Genomic DNA, 18326 nt, shown 5'->3' with positions numbered 1-18326 from the left:
TCGTCTACGACCACCCCACCCACTGTGGTCAGACCACATGTGGGGAATCTACGAAGGGTGGTCGCGGCCGGTGTTCGGCCGGGCGACGATAGCGTGGAGGGCATGCCGACGACGCCGTTCCTCTCCCTTGACGACTACATCGCCCTCGCCCGCACCGAGGGTCTGACGCTCTCGCCCGACGGCGGGCGTGCCGTGCTGACCGTCGCGACGCCGACGAAGGATGCCACGGGCTACGAGCGCTCGCTCTGGCAGGTTCCGACGCGCGGCGAGGGTGCCCCGCGTCGACTCACGCGTTCGGCCAAGGGCGAGGCGGGCGCGGCGTTCCTGCCCAGTGGCGACCTGCTGTTCGTCTCCGCGCGACCTGACACCGAGGCCGCCGACCCGGAGGAGGCGGGTCAGCTGTGGCTGCTTCCCGCAGAGGGCGGGGAGGCCCGCCCGGTGACCCGGCTGTCAGGCGGCGTCTCCGGCATCGCCGCGGTGGCCGAAGCCGCCGAGCGGCTGGTGCTCGCCGCAGATCTGATGCCCTCGGCCGACACGCTCGAAGATGACGCGAGACTGCGCGCCGAGCGCACGAAGCGCAAGGTGTCGGCGATCCTGCACGACACCTACCCGGTGCGGCACTGGGACCACGACCTCGGTCCAGCCGAGCCGCACCTGCTCTCGCTCGACCTCGACGGCCTCGTCGACACCGTGGCCGCCGTGATCGACGAAGAGTCGGCGGGCGCGGATGCCGCCGGCGCCGGCGCTTCCGCCGCGGATGCCGACCGGCCTGAGCCCTACCCGGCGACCCTGCCGCGCCCGCGCGACCTCACCCCGCGCCCGGGCCGCACCGGTGAGAACGCCGGCGCAGCGCTCACGCCCGACGGCACGACGCTCGTCGCCGCGCTGCTCGTGCCCACGGGCCTCGACGGCCGCTACCGCCTGGTGTCGATCGACGTCGCCACCGGCGAGCACACGGTGCTGCGCGACGAGCCCGGCGTGGACATCAGCGGGCCCGCGATCAGCCACGACGGACGCACGCTCGCCTACGTGCGCGCGGTGAAGTCGACGCCCGCCGGCCCCACCGAGCAGGAGCTGTGGCTCAGCGGTGTCGACGGCTCCTCGCCGCGCCGCATCGCCGCCGAGTGGGACCGGTGGCCCAGCGGCATCCAGTTCGATCACGACGACCGGGCGCTGATCGTCACCGCCGACTCCGACGGGCGCGGGCCGATCTTCCGCATCGGCCTGGACGACGGCGACGTGCAGCAGCTCACCCACGACGACTTCACGTACACCCACGTGCACGTCGACCGCGGCACCGGTGACCTCGTCGGCCTGCGCTCGTCGTGGGTCACCGCGCCTCACCCGGTGCGCATCGCGCGCGACGGCGCCGTCACCGAGCTCGCCACCCCTGCGGCGGTGCCCGAGGTGCCCGGCACGATCACCGAGGTCGACACGATCGCGGCCGACGGCGCGCGCGTGCGCGGCTGGCTGCTGCTGCCCGAGGGTGCGTCAGCCGAGAAGCCGGCGCCACTGCTGCTGTGGATCCACGGCGGACCGCTGAACAGCTGGAACGCGTGGAGCTGGCGCTGGAACCCGAACCTCGCCGTCGCCCGGGGTTACGCCGTACTGCTGCCCGACCCGGCGCTGTCGACCGGCTACGGGCTGGACTTCATCGCCCGCGGCTGGAACAGCTGGGGTGCGGCGCCCTTCACCGACCTGATGGCGATCACGGATGCCGCCGAGGCGCGACCCGACATCGACGAGACCCGCACGGCCGCCATGGGCGGGTCGTTCGGCGGGTACATGGCCAACTGGGTCGCGGGGCACACCGACCGGTTCCGGGCGATCGTGACGCACGCGAGCCTGTGGGCGCTGGACCAGTTCGCCGGCACGACCGACCACGCCGGCTACTGGCAGAGCATCTTCACCCCGGAGGCGATGCTCGAGAACTCGCCGCACCGCGCCGTCGCCGACATCCGCACGCCGCTGCTGGTCATCCACGGCGACCGCGACTACCGCGTGCCGATCGGGGAGAGCCTGCGGCTGTGGGCCGAGCTCATGGAGCACCACGGCGGTCCGGACGGTTCCACGGTGCACCGGTTCCTGTACTTCCCCGACGAGAACCACTGGGTGCTCAAGCCCCAGCACGCGGTGGTCTGGTACGAGACGGTGTTCGCGTTCCTCGGCGAGCACCTGCTCGGGGAGGAGCCGACCCGGCCCGCCGGGCTCGGCTGACCCGCGGGGTGCACCGCCCGCGGTCCGGCGGTGACGTTCGGTCGTCGCAGAGGACCCGGTGGCCTCAGAACTCGCGGTGGGCCCGGTAGTACTCCAGGAGGCCGCGGGTCGAGGCATCCTGCGCCGCGAGCGCGTCGGCGTCTCCCTCGATAGCCGGTGCGATCTGGGTGGCCAGCTGCTTGCCGAGCTCCACACCCCACTGGTCGAACGAGTTGATGCCCCAGATCACGCCCTGGGTGAACGTGATGTGCTCGTACAGGGCGATGAGCTGACCCAGCACACGCGGGGTGAGCGCGGGCGCGAAGATCGACGTGGTCGGCCGGTTGCCGGGGAAGGTGCGCGCCGCCACGAGCGGCCCCGTGGTCCCCTCGGCCTCGACCTCGGCGGCCGTCTTGCCGAACGCGAGCGCCTTCGTCTGCGCCAGGAAGTTCGCCAGGAAGAGCCCGTGCACGTCACGGCCGTCGTCGGTGAGCGGGTAGGCGGGGTTGACGAAGGCGATGAAGTCCGCCGGGATCAGGCGCGTCCCCTGGTGGATCAGCTGGTAGAACGCGTGCTGCCCGTTCGTCCCGGGCTCGCCCCAGAACACCTCGCCGGTGTCGGTGGTGACGGGCGTTCCGTCCCAGCGCACCGACTTGCCGTTCGATTCCATCGTGAGCTGCTGCAGGTACGCCGCGAACCGGTGCAGCTGCTGCGCGTAGGGCAGTACCGCGTGGGACTGCGAGCCGAGGAAGTTCGAATACCAGACGTTCAGCAGCCCCATGAGCACCGGCACGTTGCGCTCGAGCGGCGTCGTGCGCACGTGTTCGTCGACGTCGTGGAAGCCCGCGAGCATCTCCCGGAAGACGTCGGGTCCCAGCTCGATCGCCAGCGACAGCCCGATCGCGGAGTCGACGGAGTACCGGCCGCCCACCCAGTCCCAGAACCCGAAGGCGTTCGTGGGGTCGATGCCGAACGCAGCCACCTTGTCGAGCGCTGTCGAGACGGCAACGAAGTGGTGGGCCACGGCATCGTTGCGGGCGGCATCCGAGCCGTCGATCGCGCCCGCCTGTTCCAGGCTCCGCCACAGCCACTCCCGCGCGAGGCGGGCGTTGGTGAGGGTCTCGAGCGTCGTGAACGTCTTGGATGCCACGATGAACAGCGTCGTCTCGGGATCGAGATCGGCGGTCTTCTGGGCGATGTCGGTGGGGTCGATGTTCGACACGAACCGGGCGCGGATGCCGGCGTCGGCGTAGGGTGCCAGGGCTTCGGACACCATGACCGGGCCGAGATCCGAGCCGCCGATGCCGATGTTGACGATCGTCTTCACCTTCTTGCCGGTCACTCCCAGCCAGTCGCCCGAGCGCACCCGGTCGGCGAAGGCGCTCACGGCATCCAGCACCTCGTGCACGTCGTGGTCGACGTTCTGCCCGTCGACGATGAGTGCGGGGGAGGCGCCGGCGGGACGGCGCAGCGCCGTGTGCAGCACGGCGCGGTCCTCGGTGGTGTTGATGTGCTCGCCGGCCAGCATCGCGGCGTAGCGCTCGGCGACGCCGGTCTGCTGGGCCAGTCGCACGAGGGCGGCGAGGATCTCGTCGGTGACGAGGTTCTTCGACAAGTCGACGTGCAGGTCCGCCAGCGGCAGGCTCAGCCGCTCGGCTCGGCGCGGATCGTCGGCGAACCACCCGCGCAGATCGGGGGCGAAGTCCTCGCTCAGGGCGGTGAGTTCGTTCCAGGCGGGTGTGGAGGTGGCATCGATCGGGGCAGTCACACCTCAACGCTAGACCTGCCCGCGGGCACCCGTCCACGCGGTGGCCCGCGCGCAGCGTGAAGGGCCGGTCGGAGGGGGTCCGGCCGGCCCTTCGGGGGATCAGCGCCCCGAGCGCAGGGTGACGTCGCCGGCCGACACGGTGACCGTGATGAGCCGCGAGGCCTGCGTCGACGTCTCGAGACGGTTGTCGAGGCCCCCCGCCGACACGTCGGAGGCGACGCGGTAGGCACCGCTCGGCACCGCGAGGTCGAGCGACCCGGCGCTGACGTCGATCGCGACGTCGTCGGGCGCGTCGCCGGTGAACACCGCCTTCAGTCCACCGGCGCTGACATCGAGGTCGGCCGTGGCCACATCGGCGATCTCCAGGTCGGCGCGGCCGGCGTTGACGCTCACGTCGACCTCGGCAGCGGCACCTGCCAGGGTGAGTTCCCCGGCATTGACCTCGAGTTCGAGCGCGCCGAACTCGCCGTCGACGTCGAGCGATCCCGCCGACAGGGTGAGCGTCGCATCGAGCGCGGCGCCCTGCAGGCTCTCGGGCAGCTCCAGCACGACCCGCGTGGGACCGTCGTAGAACCACCAGCCGCCGAACCAGCGGTCCGGTGAGCGCACGACCAGCTCATCGCCGTCACGGTCGAGGGTCCACTGCCCACCGCCGGCCGCCGCGGTCACATCGAGCACCGCCTCGTCGGTGTCGGTGAAGAGCACCCGCACATCGCCCGCGGCCACGTCGACATCGAGAGAGTCGACCCCTGTGGCATCCACGACGATGCGATCGTCGGTGGTGCCGGCCGCCCGCACGATCGAGCCGATGACGCCGGTGGCGACCGCGCCGATGATGATGACCGCACCCACGACGATGGCGATGATGGCCACGACGCGGCCCGCCGAGCTGCGCGGGGGTACCGGCGGTGGGATGACGGGGGAGGGCTGCGGCCCCGTGGGGGGGTGGGGGGAGTGAGTGTCGTGCTCATCGTGATGCTCCTGTCTGCGGCAGGTCGCCGCCGTGCTCGAGATGTGCGAGCGCTGCCAGCACCCGTCGGTTGCCGGATTCGTCCTGCTCGAGGTCGAGTTTCTGGAAGAGGGAGGTGATGTACTTCTCCACGCTCGCCTCACTGACGTGCAGCGTGCGCGCGATCGCCTGGTTGGACTTTCCTTCGGCGATGAGGGCGAGCACGGTGCGCTCCCGGTCGGTCAGGCGGGCCATGCGGTCGTCGCGGGCGCGGCGCGCCAGCAGCTGCGAGACCACCTCGGGATCGAAGACGGTGGCGCCTGCGCCGATTTGGGCGACGGTCTCGACGAAGTCGCCGACATCGGCGACCCGGTCCTTGAGCAGGTAGCCCAGAGCCCCGCCGCGCCCGGCGATCAGCTCCGACGCGTACCGCTCCTCGACGTACTGGCTGAGCACCAGCACCGGGAGGTGCGGGTGCTCCGCCCGCAGCACGAGGGCCGCGCGGATGCCCTCGTCGGTGAACGTGGGAGGCAGCCGCACATCGAGGATGCACAGGTCCGGAGCGGTCTGGGCGACCACGGCCTGCAGGTCGTGGGCGTCGGGGAGGGCGGCGACCACGCTGTGGCCGGCGTCTTCGAGCAGGCGCACGAGCCCTTCGCGCAGCAGCGCGGAGTCTTCGCAGATCAGGATGCGCACGGCACGCTCACTTCCAGAGAGGTCGGTCCCCCGACGGGGCTGTCCAGGCGCACGGTCCCGCGGGCGGCGATGATGCGGTTGTGGATGCCGTCGAGGCCTCCGCCGGGGATCACGCGGGCCCCGCCGGTGCCGTTGTCCTCGACGCGGGCCCACAACGTCCCGTCGTCGCGGCGGCGCACCACGACGCGGCATTCGCCCGCGTGGGAGTGTTTGGCCGCGTTGGTGAGCGACTCGGCGATGGCGAAGTACACGGCCGCCTCGGCCTCGCGGGTGCAGCGGCCCTCGACTCGCACGTCCAGGTGCACGGGAACGTGCGACCGGGCGGCGAGGGCCGAGAGCGCGGCGTCGAGCCCGCGGTCGTCGAGCACGGAGGCATGGATGCCGCGCGCCAGCTGGCGCAACTCGGTGATCGCGGCCTTCGTGGAGGTGTGCGCCTCGGCGATGAGCTCGCGCGCGGCATCCGGGTCGCTGTCGATCTTCTGCTGGGCGAGGCCCAGCGTCATGCCGACCGAGACGAGCCGCGGCTGCACGCCGTCGTGGAGGTCGCGTTCGATGCGGGTGCGCTCCACTTCGCTGGCGCGCACGGCGCCGGCGCGCTGCACATCGGAGGTGGCGGCCTGCTGGGCGAGCACGGCCTCGCGGGAGGGCACGAGGATGGCTCGGGTGAGTACGCCGTCCAGCAGGGCGATGCCGAACAGCAGCGCGGCGCTGACCAGCACGGCGGCCCCGCCCAGGACCGCCGCCCAGCCCGGCTCGAGCACGAGCCCGAACCAGGGGGAGGGGATCTCCTCGGCGCCGAACAGCGGGGAGAGCAGCAGCCCCACGCCGGTGGCGACCGTCGAGGCCAGCCAGATGACGGCCGAGCCGAGCAGCGTCGCGATCGCGGCCCCGGCGACGCCGCGCCACATGGGACCGTCGGTGAACTGCTGCCACAGCATGCGCAGCCAGCCGCCGAAGCCGGGGCGGGTCATGCGCCGGGTGCGCAGCGCCGGCAGGCCGTAGTCGTAGAGCCCGTCGGCGCGGGCGTACTCCAGCCACGCGGTGGCGTAGAGGACGTACACGAAGGCGATGAGGAAGAGCGCGCCGATGCCCAGCACGAGCAGCAGCCCGAGTCCCAGGCTCAGCAGCACAGCGAGCATCGTGAACAGTGCTGTGCCGGCGAGGGACATGGCGGCCAGCTGGGCGAGGGCGCCGAGCAGGCGCAGCGCCGTGGGGCGGGGCGCCGCCTGCGTCGGGGCCGGGGCGAGGAGGGCGGCGGAAGAGGTCATGGCTCCAAGGTAGGACGAGGCTGCGGCCGCCGCCGCCCCGGCATCCGGAGTCTTTCCTTCGGGGTATCCCGAAGAACCGGCGCGTGCCCGGCGCCTGAGAACATGGAGGCGTGACCGTCCCCGATATCCGCCTCATCGCCGTCGACATGGACGGCACCCTGCTCGACCCCGCCGGCCACGTGCCCGCAGGACTCTGGCCGTTGCTTGACCGTCTGCGCGAGCGCGGCATCGCGTTCGCGCCGGCCAGCGGCAGACAGCTGGCGACCCTGCAGCGGTCGTTCGGTGAGGCGGGGCGCGACCTCGACTACATCGCCGAGAACGGCGCCTACGTCGTGCGCGACGGCGTCGAGGTGAGCTCGGACGCGCTGGACCCGCAGTTCGTGCGCGGCGTGATCGAGCGACTGCGCCGACTCGTCGCCGAGGGGGCGCTTCACGCCGGCGTGGTCGTGTGCGGCAAGGAGTCGGCGTACATCGAGGACACCGACCGGCGTTTCCTCGCCGAGGTGGACAAGTACTACGCCCGGCTGAGCGTCGTCGACGACGTGCTCGCGCAGCAGGACCAGGTGCTGAAGCTCGCGATCTACGACCACGACGGCGGCGAGGCCCACACCGCGCCCGCGTTCGACGACCTGCGCCGCACCCACCAGGTGGTCGTCTCCGGCCAGCACTGGGTCGACATCATGAACGCCGGGGTGAACAAGGGCGTCGCGCTGCGGAACCTGCAGCGGGCTCTGGGGATCACCCCCGCCCAGACGGCCGCGTTCGGCGACTACCTCAACGACATCGAGCTGCTGCAGGCGGCGGACTGGTCCTACGCCATGGCCGACGCGCACCCCGACGTCGTCGCCGTGGCACGCCACCGCGCGCCCTCCAACGCCGAGTACGGCGTCATCACGACGATCGAGGCGCTGCTGGGCTGACCACGCCGGCCCCGTGACGGATGCCGGGGCGTAGCGTGGGCGCATGATCACGATTCCCACGGTCTCCCTCAACGACGGCACGGACTTTCCCGAGCTCGGGCTCGGCACCTACAACCTGCGCGGCGACGACGGCGTCGAGGCGATGGTCGCGGCGATCGACAGCGGCTACCGGCTGCTCGACTCGGCGGTGAACTACCAGAACGAGGCCGAGGTCGGTGAGGCGGTGCGGCGCAGCGGCATCCGCGACGAGCTCATCGTGACCACCAAGCTCCCTGGCCGTGACCACGGCTACGAGAAGACCCTCGTCAGCGCCGCCGGTTCGCTGGACCGCCTGGGCCTGGACCGCATCGACCTCTACCTGATCCACTGGCCCAACCCCTCGGTCGACGAGTACGTCGACAGCTGGCGGGCGATGATCGAGCTGCGGGAGCGGGGGACGGTGCGCAGCATCGGGGTGTCGAACTTCACCCGGGCGATGCTCGAGCGGCTCGTCGAGGAGACGGGCGTCGTGCCGGCTGTCAACCAGGTCGAGCTTCACCCCTACTTCCCGCAGTCCGAGCTGCGGGCGTTCCACGAATCACGCGGCATCCGCACCGAGAGCTGGAGTCCCCTGGCACGGCGCAGCGAGCTGCTGGCCGAGCCGGTGCTCGCCGAGATCGCCGCGGCTCACGGGGTCACCCCGACGCAGGCGGTGCTGCGGTGGCACACCCAGCTGGGCTCGACCCCGATCCCCAAGTCCGCGAGCGCCGAGCGTCAGCGCGAGAACGCGGACGTCTTCGGATTCGCGCTGACCGACGACGAGATCGCACTCCTCAGCGGGCTGGAGCGCGGGCGGCTCTGGGACGGCGACCCCGACACGCACGAGGAGATGTGACGCGCCAGCCCCCTCGGTCGTTCGGACTGATCACACTGCGGGTTCCCACGTCGCTCTGAGGCGCAGTCGGGGCGACGTCCAGACGGAGGGGCGAGGGTGGAACACGCGCCCAACCCGAGGGCGCCCGTCGCCGCCGCGCCGGCGGACCCGAACTCCCGCGCGTTCTCATGCACTCTGATCACGTCGTCCCGTCCTCCCGCCGCGCCCTGCGCGCACAGTCCACCCGCCGCCACCGCGGCCGGGTCACCGCAACTCTGGCGGTGGGCGCCGGAGTGCTGCTCGGGGGATTCCTCACCTCCGGCGCTGCCGCCGTCGCGGCCGAGCTGCCGTTCGCCTCGGACACCGCGGTCGCCCCCGCCCTGCAGGAGGTGGCCGACGACGCGCAGGCGACGGTGGATGCCGCGCACGCGGCGCTGGCCGCCGGCGAGGCGCTCACCGCGGAGGTGGCGCAGTCGGGGCTGGACGTCGGCGGTGATGCCGAGGTCGACACGGTCGACCTGCAGGACACTCTTGAGGAGCTCGCGGGCGCCGAGGGTGTGGAGCTGCTGCGCGAGATCGACGTCGTCGACGATGTCGAGGCGCACACCGACGATGTAGAGGCTGAAACCGCCGATCTGCGCGCCCGATTCGACCTCGCTCTGCAGCAGAAGGCCGAGGCCGAGGCCGCCGCAGCGGCGGCACAGGCTGAGGCCGAAGCGGCGGCGGCGCTCGCCGCGGCGAACACGCCCGAAGGGGCCAGGGCGACCGCCGCACACCTGGCGGCGACGCAGTACGGCTGGGGTGCCGACCAGTTCCAGTGCCTGAACTCGCTCTGGCAGAAGGAGTCGGACTGGAACTACCAGGCGGTGAACCCGTCCAGTGGCGCCACCGGCATTCCGCAGTCCCTCCCCGCAGACAAGATGGCCGCGGCCGGCCCGGATTGGCAGACGAATGCCACCACCCAGATCCGGTGGGGGCTGGATTACATCTCCCGTGCGTACGGCACGCCCTGTGCGGCGTGGGCGCACTCGCAGGCGACCGACTGGTACTGATGCGCGCTCAGTGGGGCGCGTGGTACTCGCTCTCGCCGCGCTTCCAGTAGCCCTTCGCCACGAAGGTGTCGGCGGGCAGCGCCCAACGTTCCTGCAGCAACGCGCGAGCGGGCTTGACGATCGCCTGCTCCGCCGCGACGAACGCGAACACGTCGCCCGCCGGGCGGTCGTCGGCGCCGAGCGCGTCGAGGCGCCCGGCCAGCGCGCTGCCGGGGACGTCTGTGCCACGGTGCAGTTGCTCCACGACGACACCCGGGGGAGCGTCGATCGGCAGCTCGTGGTCGGCGTCGACGACCTCGACCAGGATGCGGCCAACGGCGGCGGCATCCATGGTGCTCGCGAACCGGCGCATCGCGGGCACCGACGTCTCGTCTCCGGCGAGGAACCAGGCGCCCGGTGTGCCCTCGATCAGCATCGAGCCGCGCGGACCGCCGACGCCGGCGACGGAACCGAGGGGGGCCCGTGCCGCCCACTGCGCCGCGACGCCGCCGTCGTGCACGGCGAACTCGATCTCGAGCCACCCACCGTCGCCGTCCCACGCCAGCGGCGTGTACTCGCGGTTCGGGGCTGCGCGCAGCTCCTCCACAGAGGTGGGAGCAGCGTCGGGGAAGAACACCCTGATGTGGTCGTCCGATCCCGGCGAGTCGAATCCGATCAGGTCTGGGCCCTCCAGCCGGATCCGGACGTAGGTGGAGGTGAGCCACGTCCGGGCGACCAGTCTCGCCGTGCGGAACCGCAGGTCGAGGCGCTGGCGTCCAATGCGGAAAGAGCTCACCGGAGTCGACGTCGTCATGAGGTTAGGCTAGCCTATCCAAGGTCCCGAACGAGAGATCGCGCCGGGACGCCATCCGCCCCCCATCGACGTCGACGTCGGGAGCGCCGCCGTCTGCTGCGTCGCGCCCGGTGCCCGTCGCTCCCAGGAGATGACACACGCATGAGCACGACCCGCCCCCTGATCGCGGCATCCCTCGCCCTCGTCACAGCCGTGGCTCTCACAGGCTGCGCCAACGGATCGGACGAGGCCGCGGCCGACGCCCCGGCGGCCGACGAAGCGGGGACGGTGACGTTCTCGTGGGACCGCAACACCGCCGGTGAGGACGAGGAACCCGCGTACGAGCCGACGACCGTCGAGGTTCCGAAGAACCCCGAGACCATCGTCGTGTTCGACATGGCGAGCCTCGACACGATCGGCGCGCTCGGCGGCGAGGTTGCGGGTGCTCCGCTGGACTCGGTGCCCGACTACCTGCAGGGCCACCTCGCCGACGACGCGTTCAACGCCGGCACCCTCTTCGAGGCGGACCTGGTCGCGATCGAGGCGCAGCAGCCCGACCTGATCGTCATCGGTGGCCGCTCCGCCGGACTGTTCGAAGACCTCAACGAGATCGCGCCGACGGTCGATCTCAGCATCGCGGGGTCGTTCCAGGAGACCCTCGAGCGCAACACCACGTTCCTCGGCGAGGTGCTGGGTGCCGAGGACGAGGCAGCCGAGGCGCTTGCGCAGCTCGAGGACGGCATCGCCGAGGCCCGGGCGATCACGGCCGAGGCCGGCACCGGCCTGGGGCTGATGGTCTCCGGCGGCCGCCTCAACGCGATGGCGCCCTCCGAGGGTGACGCCACCGGCCGCAACGCCCGCGGCGGACTCATCTACGACGTCTTCGGCGTCGAGCCGGCGGTCGAGGACGTCAAGGGTGCCACGCACGGCGAGCCGGTGTCGTTCGAGTTCCTGCTCGAGCACGACCCCGACTTCCTGTGGGTCGTCGACCGCGACGCCGCGACCAGCGCCGAGGGTGCCCAGGCGGCAGCGACGGTGCTCGACAACGACATCGTCAAGCAGACCACGGCCTTCCAGAACGACCAGATCGTCTACCTCGACCCCACCGCCTGGTACATCGTCTTCGGTGGAATCCAGACCACGCAGATCATGATCGACGACGTGCTGCAGATCGCCGACTGAGGATCTGACCCAAAGGATCCCGTGCGGTGACCGCAACACTGTCCGCGACGAGCGCCCCCGCCCCCACCCGCCCCCGGCGGACGTGGGTGGGGGCGCTCATCGGCGTCGCCCTCGTCGTGCTGACCGTCGCGAGCCTGTTCATCGGCGTCTCCGACGTGTCGCCGGCGACCGTGCTCGAGGGGGGCGCCGACGGCACGGCGGCGTTCCTGCTGGCCGCCAGTCGCATCCCGCGGACTGTCGCGGTGCTGCTCGTGGGCGCGTCCCTCGGCATCGCCGGGCTCATCCTGCAGATGCTGGTGCGCAACAAGTTCGTCGAGCCAGGGACGACCGGGGTCACCGAGTTCGCAACGCTCGGCATGCTCTTCGCGATCGTCTTGTGGCCCGGCATGGCGATGATGGGAAAGATGGGCATCGCCGCGCTCTTCGGGCTCTTCGGCACCTGGGTGTTCATGCGCGTGATCCGCGCCGTGCCCGTGCGTCAGCTCGTGCTGGTGCCGCTCGTGGGCATCATGCTCGGCGGCATCGTCGGCGCCGTGACGACCTTCTTCGCCTACCGCCTGGATCTTCTGCAGTCGCTGTCGCAGTGGGCGCAGGGCAGCTTCGCCACCATCATGGCGGGGCGCTACGAGTACGTCTGGGTCGCCGGTGTCATGGTGGTCGTGGCCTGGATCGCCGCCGACCGGTTCAGCGTCATCGGCCTGGGCGAGGACTTCGCCACGAACCTGGGGCTCGACTACCGGCGCGTGATCGGCATCGGCATGGTCGTCGTCGCCGTCATCACCGCGGCGGTGCTCGTCACAGCCGGCATGATCCCGTTCCTGGGGCTCGTCGTCCCCAACATCGTCAGCCTCATCATCGGCGACAACGTCCGCCGCTCGATCCCGTGGGTCGCAGGCCTCGGCGCCCTGTTCGTGATCGCATGCGACATCCTCGCCCGGGTCATCCGCTTCCCCTACGAGATCCCGCTGTCGGTCATCGTCGGCGTCATCGGGGCGGCTCTCTTCCTCTGGCTTCTCCTGCGGAAGGGCAGCCGTGCGCACTGATCTCGCTCCGCGGCACCGTGACGCGACCTCCGCGCACAGCGGTCGCGGCATCCTCACCCGCGCCGCGTCGGCGTGCGCACGCCCCGGCGTGCGCCTGGCCGCGCTCGTCGTCGTCGTCGTCGTGCTCACCGCCCTGTACCTCTTCACCGGGGTCCCCGGCTCTCTCGCCTTCGCGCTGAAGATCCGCAGCGCCAGCGTCGTGGCGATGGTCGTCGTCGCAGTAGCGGTGGGCGTATCCACGGTCGTCTTCCACACCATCACCCAGAACCGCATCCTGACGCCCTCGATCATGGGCTTCGACGCGTTCTACATGCTGATCTCCACGGTCATCGTCTTCACGCTCGGGTCCACCGCGTTCCTGCGGACCGATCCCGTCGTGCTGTGGCTCGTGCAGGTCGCCGTCATGGTCGCCTTCAGCGTGTTCCTCTTCACCTGGCTCTTCGGCGGCAAGCGCCGCTCGATCCACCTGATGCTGCTGGTCGGCATCGTGCTGGGCACGTTCTTCCGCAGCTTCACCGAGTGGATGCAGCGGATGCTGGACCCGCTCGACTTCCAGGTGCTCACCGACACCGCCTTCGCGTCGCTGACGCGGCCCGACGAGACGCTGCTGCTGCTCACCGGCATCCTCGTCGCGCTCGGGTGCCTCGCCGTCGTCCCTCTCCTGAACACCCTCGACGTGCTCACCCTGGGGGAGCCTGCCGCCGTCGGACTGGGCGTCAACCACAAGCGGGTCATCATGGCTCTCTTCGCGATCGTCTCGGTGATGGTCGCGGCATCCACCGCCCTCGTCGGCCCGATCCTGTTCTTCGGACTCATCGTCGCGAACCTCGCGTACTCGTACGCCGGGACGTTCCGTCACCGGTGGACCCTCCCGGTCGCCTCTCTGCTGGGCGTGCTGTGCCTCGTGGGCGGGCAGCTGCTGCTCGAGCGCGTCTTCGCCTTCGGCGCGAGCCTGTCGATCGTGATCGAGTTCGCCGGCGGACTCTTCTTCCTCTACCTCGTGCTGCGAAAGGGGGCGCGATGATCGTGCTCGACGGCGTCACCAAGCGCTACAACCGGCAGACCGTGCTCGACGACGTGTCGATCACCCTCGGCGCGGAGGGCGTCACGGCGCTCATCGGCCCCAACGGCGCCGGCAAGTCGACGCTGTTCGGGCTGGTCGGGCGGCTCATCGCTGCGGATGCCGGCACCGTCACCGTCGACGGGATGGATGTGCGCACCGCCTCGTCGGCGGAATTGGCGAAGACCCTCGCGGTGCTGCGGCAGGACAACCACATCGCCGCGCGCCTGACCGTGCAGGATCTCGTGGAGTTCGGGCGCTTCCCCCACTCCAAGGGGCGCCTGACGGTAGAGGACCGCGAGCACATCGACCGCGCGATCGCGTACCTCGATCTCGACGCCTTTCGCACCAGGTTCCTCGACGAGCTGTCAGGCGGGCAGCGCCAGCGCGCCTTCATCGCGATGGTGCTCGCGCAGGACACCAAGTACGTGCTGCTGGACGAACCCCTCAACAACCTCGACGTGCGGCATATGACCGAGATCATGAAGCTCGTGCGCCGCATGGCCGACGAACTCGGCAAGGTCGTGGTGGTCGTGCTGCACGACATCAACTTCGCCGCGACCTACTCCGACCGCATCGTGGCGATGCGCGACGGTCGGGTCGTCGCCGACGCCCCGGTCGCCGAGATCATGCGGCCCGAGGTGCTGGGCGAGGTGTACGAGACGCCGGTGGACGTGCGCGAGATCGACGGCCGTCCAGTCGCGCTGTATTACAGCTGACCGGTGCCGAGGGCGTCGCTCACAGCTGCGCGCCGTCGTCGTCGCGGTCGTAGATGCCGGTGCTGCGGCCGCGCCACGACTCGTACGCGATGAGCCAGCCGATCGAGACGGCACCGGCCAGCACCACTCCGAGCCAGACGTTGCTCATCACCATGCCGAACAGCACGCCGAGCACGAGCAGCATCGCGCTGCCCGCGATCCATCCGGTGCGGCCGCGGGGCCAGCCGGACTCACTGCGAGGGTCGGTCATGCCGACAGCCTACGGGGGTCGTGGGGCGGCGGCACCGGATCAGGACGGCGCGTTCAGGGCCAGCATCCAGGGCACGCCGAACCGGTCGGCCAGCATGCCGAACCGGCCGCCCCACGGCGGCGTCTCGAACGGCAGGGTGACTTTGCCGCCGTCCGCCAGGGCATCCCAGAACCGCTGCAGCTGCGCCTCGTCATCTCCACTGATCGACACGGCGATGCCCGCGGGTGGAGCGTACGGCAGGGCGCGGGGCGTGTCCGACCCCATGACCACGAAGCCGTCGGGCGTGGTCAGCTGCGCGTGCATGACGAGGTCCCGCTCGGCGGGGTCCTGCCCCATCCCTTCGTGCTCGCCGAACGTGGACATCTGCAGGTCGCCGCCGAAGACGCCCTGGTAGAAGGTCATGGCCGAGCGGGCCTGGTCGCGAAACGAAAGATACGGGTTGAGAGTGGCCATCTCGCTCCCTCTCGTCGAGGTGTGGATGCGCGCCGCGCGCGCCACGGCTCCAGTGTGGTCTGGGCACGGTGCCGTCACAAGAGCGCGGGTTCAGCGGTCGCGGTGGTCCTCGGGGTGAAGGCGCGGCCCGCGACGCTGCTCGCGCACGCCGCTGGCGTAGATCAGCCGGATCACGCGCTGCCGGTGACCGGCCCAGGGTTCCAGCAGCTCCAGCATCCCGTCGTCGTCGACACGATGGCCGGTCAGGGCGTTGCCCACCTCGTGAGCCAGGTGGTAATCGGCGACGCTGACGGCGTCGGGGTCGCCGAGGGCGCGGATGCGGGTCTCGGCGGAGGTCCAGATGCCGATGCCCCGCAGGCTCATCAGCACGCGGTCGACGGCTTCGCCGCCACCGGCGTCCATCACCGCGGCGATCAGCGAATCGCCGCGCCGGGCGGTTTCGACCACCGTGCGCGCCTGTGGCGGCTCGACCCCGGCGCGGTGCCACGCCCAGCTCGGGATGTGCCGCCAGCCGTCGATGGAGGGCGGGGCGAACAGAGGCTTCGGGGTGGGGCCGGGTGCGCGCTGCCCGAAGCGACTCACCAGCACCCGCCACGCCCCGAACGCCTGCATGCCGGTGACCTTCTGCTCGATCACGGCGCTCGCGAGGGCCTCGAAGACGAGGTCCGTGCGACCGATGCGCAGGCCCGGGTTGCGGCGGTGCACCTCGGCGATGAGCGGATGCCGCTCGGCCTCGAAGCCGCTCGGGTCGTCCAGCCCGCCGCAGAGCGCCGGCAGCTGGTGCAGGGCCCACTCGGCACCCGGTCCCCACGCCGCCGCCCGGATGCGGTCTCGTTCGGCGCGGATCGCGAGCGTCGCGACGCCTTCGGGGGTGAGGCTCGCACGCCAGAGCACCGGGCCGTCGACGGCGAACGTCGGGTCGCCGGCGCCGTGGCGCTGGTAGCGGATGGCCCGCGCCGCGTCGATCGGCACCCGCGGGCGGTACTCGGTCTCAAGTGGGCGGGCGTGCGTCGGTGCCACGGTGGCCACTGCGGTGGGGCCGGTGCCGGTGGCGGCGCTGGTGGGGACGGCGGCGCGCGGCATCCGTCTCCGCTCTGCCGTCTCCATGCCGTCGAGACTACGCGCACCCCGCCGACATCCCGCTGGGCGGGGTGCATCGAGGGGGCGGACGATGGGCCCGAGCCGCCTCAGGGGGCGGCGTCCTCCTCGAAGAGGAAAAGGTCTTCGATGCTGCAGTGAAAAGCGGCTGCGAGCCGGAACGCCACGGGGAGCGACGGGTCGTACCGGCCTTTCTCGATCGAGATGATCGTCTGGCGCGACACTCCCAGCTCGTCTGCCAGTCGTTGCTGGGACCATCCGAGATCTTGGCGGCGCTGCGAGAGGGTGTTCCGCATCAGGTGGCTGACCTCTTCACCCAGAGGTAGCGCGCTGCGCAGTCGAGCATCGCGAAGAGGACCACGGCAGCAAGGACCACGCCGACGGATGCCTCGATCCGTGCGAATGAGAATGCCGCTGCGCCGAGCCCGCCGACGAGGAGGACATCATGGAAGGCGCCGCCGGCCGCCTTCTGATACCAATCGGATTCGATGGAATCGTCCGGTTTCGCGACTGCTCCCGCAATCGTCGAGCGGTCCACGAGCAATCCCCAGCCCAGTGCGGCCGCGGCGGGCAGGGTCCCCGCCATGACGACCGCGAAAGCGAGCCCGGCTCGTTCATCGGGATTCAGCGCCACGAAGAGCCCGCCCCCGCAGGCCGAGACGACCACGCCGATCATCAGCGACGTGCCCCACAGCGTCGCGGAACCTCCGCCGAAACGCGCGCGCCCCCAACGGCTCTTCGTCGTCGTGCTGCCATCCATGTCATCCACCTCTCCACCGGACGAAGCGTCCCGTGTCGTCGCTTCTATGTAAAGGGTACTTTACAGACAAGTACCCTTTACATCAAGGCGATCGTGAGGCTGGCATCTTCTCGCCTGACGCGTGCTGCGGGTTCCACGTCGCCGAAGCGACAACACGCGACAGGTGAAGCGAGCGCGATGCCGCGCGCTGCGGTCAGAAGCGGTCGGGGGAGGGGCTGCCGTGGCCGTAGCGGATCACGACGTCGGCGTGCCGGTCGAACCGGTACCCGACTCCCCGCACCGTGCGGACGATGTCCTCGTAGCGGCCGAGCTTCGCGCGCAGGCGTCGGACGTGCACGTCGATGGTGCGCTCGCCGGGTGTCTCGTCTTCACCCGTGCCCTGCCAGAGCGACGAGACGAGCTCGGCGCGCTCGATCGTGCGGCCCTCCCGCAGCACCAGGTACTGCAGCAGCTCGAACTCTTTGAAGGTGAACGCCGCCGACGCGCCGTCGATCAGCACGCGCTTGCGAGAGATGTCGACGGTCACGCCGCCGGGGGCCGCGTCTTCGTCGGGCTCGTCCTGCTGGGTGCGGGCGACTGCGCTGGGTTCGTGAAGCGCCAGCCGCACGACGTCGACGTCGCGGCCACCCGCACCGGCGGGGGCGAGGGCGACGGTGGCGTAGGTCTCGGCGTGCGGTGCCAGCTCGCCGAGCGTGCGCCGTAGGGCCGCCACGAGGGCAGACAGCGATACGCCGTCCTGTGCCGCCTTGACCTCGTCGATGCCGACGTAGAGGGCGAATCCGCGCGGCGCGGTGCCGGCGGGGACGGGCCGGGCCGCGGGCGGCGCAGCGGTCACGGCGGCCGGGGGAGCGGTCGCCGGGGCGACGTCCTCGACGGCGCGAAGGTGGCGGGAGGTGGTCGGGCGGTCCAGCAGGGCGATGTTCGACATGGGAGTGAGGTCCTAGCGGGTGGAACCCGGGCGGTGCGCCTGGAGCGGGTTCGGGTGTGCGTTGCGGAGCCCGGAGGCGGGCCGTGTGTCGAAGCAGCGAGTGGCGCGGGGGTGGGCGCTCAGCGCGGTGCTCGGGGGCTCGGTCGCGTCGCTCAGATCAGAGGTGCGACAGAAACCCGGCGGGGGTCATCGTGTCAGCGACACATTCGGCAACACATGACAGCGCGGCCGGGCATAATCATGCCGGCAGTCCCGTTCGCCTCCCAGGCGGACAGAGAGCGTGCGTTGTCAGTCATGTGGCCGATTATGACCTACGTAGTCGGAATGCGTCAAACCGCTCAGTGATCCCGGCCGCCGGA

General features: G+C 71.0%; 19 protein-coding genes. 8 read left to right on the top strand and 11 right to left on the bottom strand.

Annotation, left to right across the window (positions count from 1 at the left end):
- The first annotated feature begins 102 nt into the window (after positions 1–102).
- Positions 103–2217 (top strand): S9 family peptidase, encoded by a 2115-nt coding sequence (locus QNO21_RS12595; RefSeq protein WP_257518187.1) that lies wholly within the window; start codon positions 103–105, stop codon positions 2215–2217.
- 64 nt (positions 2218–2281) lie between these two features.
- Here the strand turns inward: QNO21_RS12595 and pgi are convergent, their stop codons facing one another.
- The 4 genes from pgi to QNO21_RS12575 all read right to left on the bottom strand — a co-directional run bounded on the left by pgi (position 2282) and on the right by QNO21_RS12575 (position 6877).
- Positions 2282–3964 (bottom strand): glucose-6-phosphate isomerase, encoded by a 1683-nt coding sequence (gene pgi, locus QNO21_RS12590; protein ID WP_257518186.1) that lies wholly within the window; start codon positions 3962–3964, stop codon positions 2282–2284.
- A gap of 99 nt (positions 3965–4063) precedes the next feature.
- Positions 4064–4837 carry a DUF4097 family beta strand repeat-containing protein gene (locus tag QNO21_RS12585; RefSeq protein WP_257518185.1) on the bottom strand — a complete coding sequence of 258 codons (774 nt, stop codon included), beginning with the start codon at positions 4835–4837 and terminating at the stop codon, positions 4064–4066.
- A gap of 94 nt (positions 4838–4931) precedes the next feature.
- Entirely contained in the window at positions 4932–5609 is a 678-nt protein-coding gene (locus tag QNO21_RS12580) for a response regulator transcription factor (RefSeq protein WP_257515929.1), read from the bottom strand.
- The gene (locus tag QNO21_RS12575; RefSeq protein WP_257515928.1) at positions 5597–6877 is read right to left on the bottom strand and encodes a sensor histidine kinase; all 1281 of its coding nucleotides are present in this window, start codon (positions 6875–6877) and stop codon (positions 5597–5599) included. The genes QNO21_RS12580 and QNO21_RS12575 overlap by 13 nt, the downstream gene beginning before the upstream one ends.
- A 110-nt stretch (positions 6878–6987) precedes the next feature.
- Here QNO21_RS12575 and QNO21_RS12570 point away from each other — a divergent pair, with 110 nt between their 5' ends.
- The 3 genes from QNO21_RS12570 (at position 6988) to QNO21_RS12560 (ending at position 9702) form a co-directional block, all read left to right on the top strand.
- Complete coding sequence (locus tag QNO21_RS12570) at positions 6988–7797, top strand: Cof-type HAD-IIB family hydrolase (protein ID WP_257518184.1); 810 nt, start codon at positions 6988–6990, stop codon at positions 7795–7797.
- Positions 7798–7840: 43 nt separating this feature from the next.
- Positions 7841–8671: an aldo/keto reductase gene (locus QNO21_RS12565; protein ID WP_257518183.1), complete on the top strand. Its 831-nt coding sequence runs from the start codon at positions 7841–7843 to the stop codon at positions 8669–8671.
- 167 nt (positions 8672–8838) lie between these two features.
- Positions 8839–9702 carry an aggregation-promoting factor C-terminal-like domain-containing protein gene (locus tag QNO21_RS12560; RefSeq protein WP_257518182.1) on the top strand — a complete coding sequence of 288 codons (864 nt, stop codon included), beginning with the start codon at positions 8839–8841 and terminating at the stop codon, positions 9700–9702.
- 7 nt (positions 9703–9709) lie between these two features.
- Here QNO21_RS12560 and QNO21_RS12555 read toward each other — a convergent pair whose 3' ends face one another.
- Positions 9710–10495, bottom strand: coding sequence for a siderophore-interacting protein (locus tag QNO21_RS12555; protein WP_257518181.1), 786 nt, complete (start codon positions 10493–10495; stop codon positions 9710–9712).
- A gap of 141 nt (positions 10496–10636) precedes the next feature.
- Between QNO21_RS12555 and QNO21_RS12550 the strand changes: the two genes are divergently transcribed.
- The 4 genes from QNO21_RS12550 to QNO21_RS12535 are packed head-to-tail and all read left to right on the top strand — an operon-like array spanning position 10637 to position 14478.
- Positions 10637–11656, top strand: coding sequence for a siderophore ABC transporter substrate-binding protein (locus QNO21_RS12550; RefSeq protein WP_257518180.1), 1020 nt, complete (start codon positions 10637–10639; stop codon positions 11654–11656).
- Positions 11657–11682: 26 nt separating this feature from the next.
- A complete protein-coding gene (locus tag QNO21_RS12545) occupies positions 11683–12699 on the top strand; it encodes an ABC transporter permease (RefSeq protein WP_257518179.1) in 1017 nt (338 codons plus the stop codon).
- On the top strand, positions 12689–13723 hold the full coding sequence (locus QNO21_RS12540) for an iron chelate uptake ABC transporter family permease subunit (protein WP_257518178.1): 1035 nt from the start codon (positions 12689–12691) through the stop codon (positions 13721–13723). Before QNO21_RS12545 ends, QNO21_RS12540 begins: the two co-directional genes overlap by 11 nt.
- Entirely contained in the window at positions 13720–14478 is a 759-nt protein-coding gene (locus QNO21_RS12535; protein WP_257518177.1) for an iron ABC transporter ATP-binding protein, read from the top strand. The genes QNO21_RS12540 and QNO21_RS12535 overlap by 4 nt, the downstream gene beginning before the upstream one ends.
- A 19-nt stretch (positions 14479–14497) precedes the next feature.
- On the opposite strand, the gene QNO21_RS12530 is transcribed toward QNO21_RS12535, so the two are convergent.
- The 6 genes from QNO21_RS12530 to QNO21_RS12505 form a co-directional block, all read right to left on the bottom strand.
- Complete coding sequence (locus QNO21_RS12530; RefSeq protein WP_257518176.1) at positions 14498–14728, bottom strand: hypothetical protein; 231 nt, start codon at positions 14726–14728, stop codon at positions 14498–14500.
- A 39-nt stretch (positions 14729–14767) separates the two neighbouring features.
- Positions 14768–15181: a VOC family protein gene (locus QNO21_RS12525; protein ID WP_257518175.1), complete on the bottom strand. Its 414-nt coding sequence runs from the start codon at positions 15179–15181 to the stop codon at positions 14768–14770.
- Between the two features lie 90 nt (positions 15182–15271).
- Positions 15272–16288 carry a DNA-3-methyladenine glycosylase family protein gene (locus tag QNO21_RS12520; RefSeq protein WP_306813162.1) on the bottom strand — a complete coding sequence of 339 codons (1017 nt, stop codon included), beginning with the start codon at positions 16286–16288 and terminating at the stop codon, positions 15272–15274.
- A gap of 80 nt (positions 16289–16368) precedes the next feature.
- Positions 16369–16575 (bottom strand): helix-turn-helix transcriptional regulator, encoded by a 207-nt coding sequence (locus QNO21_RS12515; RefSeq protein ID WP_257517532.1) that lies wholly within the window; start codon positions 16573–16575, stop codon positions 16369–16371.
- Positions 16575–17039 (bottom strand): hypothetical protein, encoded by a 465-nt coding sequence (locus QNO21_RS12510; protein WP_257518174.1) that lies wholly within the window; start codon positions 17037–17039, stop codon positions 16575–16577. The genes QNO21_RS12515 and QNO21_RS12510 overlap by 1 nt, the downstream gene beginning before the upstream one ends.
- A gap of 193 nt (positions 17040–17232) precedes the next feature.
- Positions 17233–17967 (bottom strand): winged helix-turn-helix domain-containing protein, encoded by a 735-nt coding sequence (locus QNO21_RS12505; RefSeq protein WP_257516620.1) that lies wholly within the window; start codon positions 17965–17967, stop codon positions 17233–17235.
- Positions 17968–18326 lie beyond the last annotated feature (359 nt).

The organism is Microbacterium sp. zg-Y818 (genome assembly GCF_030246905.1).
Lineage (GTDB): Bacteria > Actinomycetota > Actinomycetes > Actinomycetales > Microbacteriaceae > Microbacterium.
Note: the sequence above shows the minus strand (reverse complement) of the source record. Positions and strands in the feature narration are given on the sequence as shown.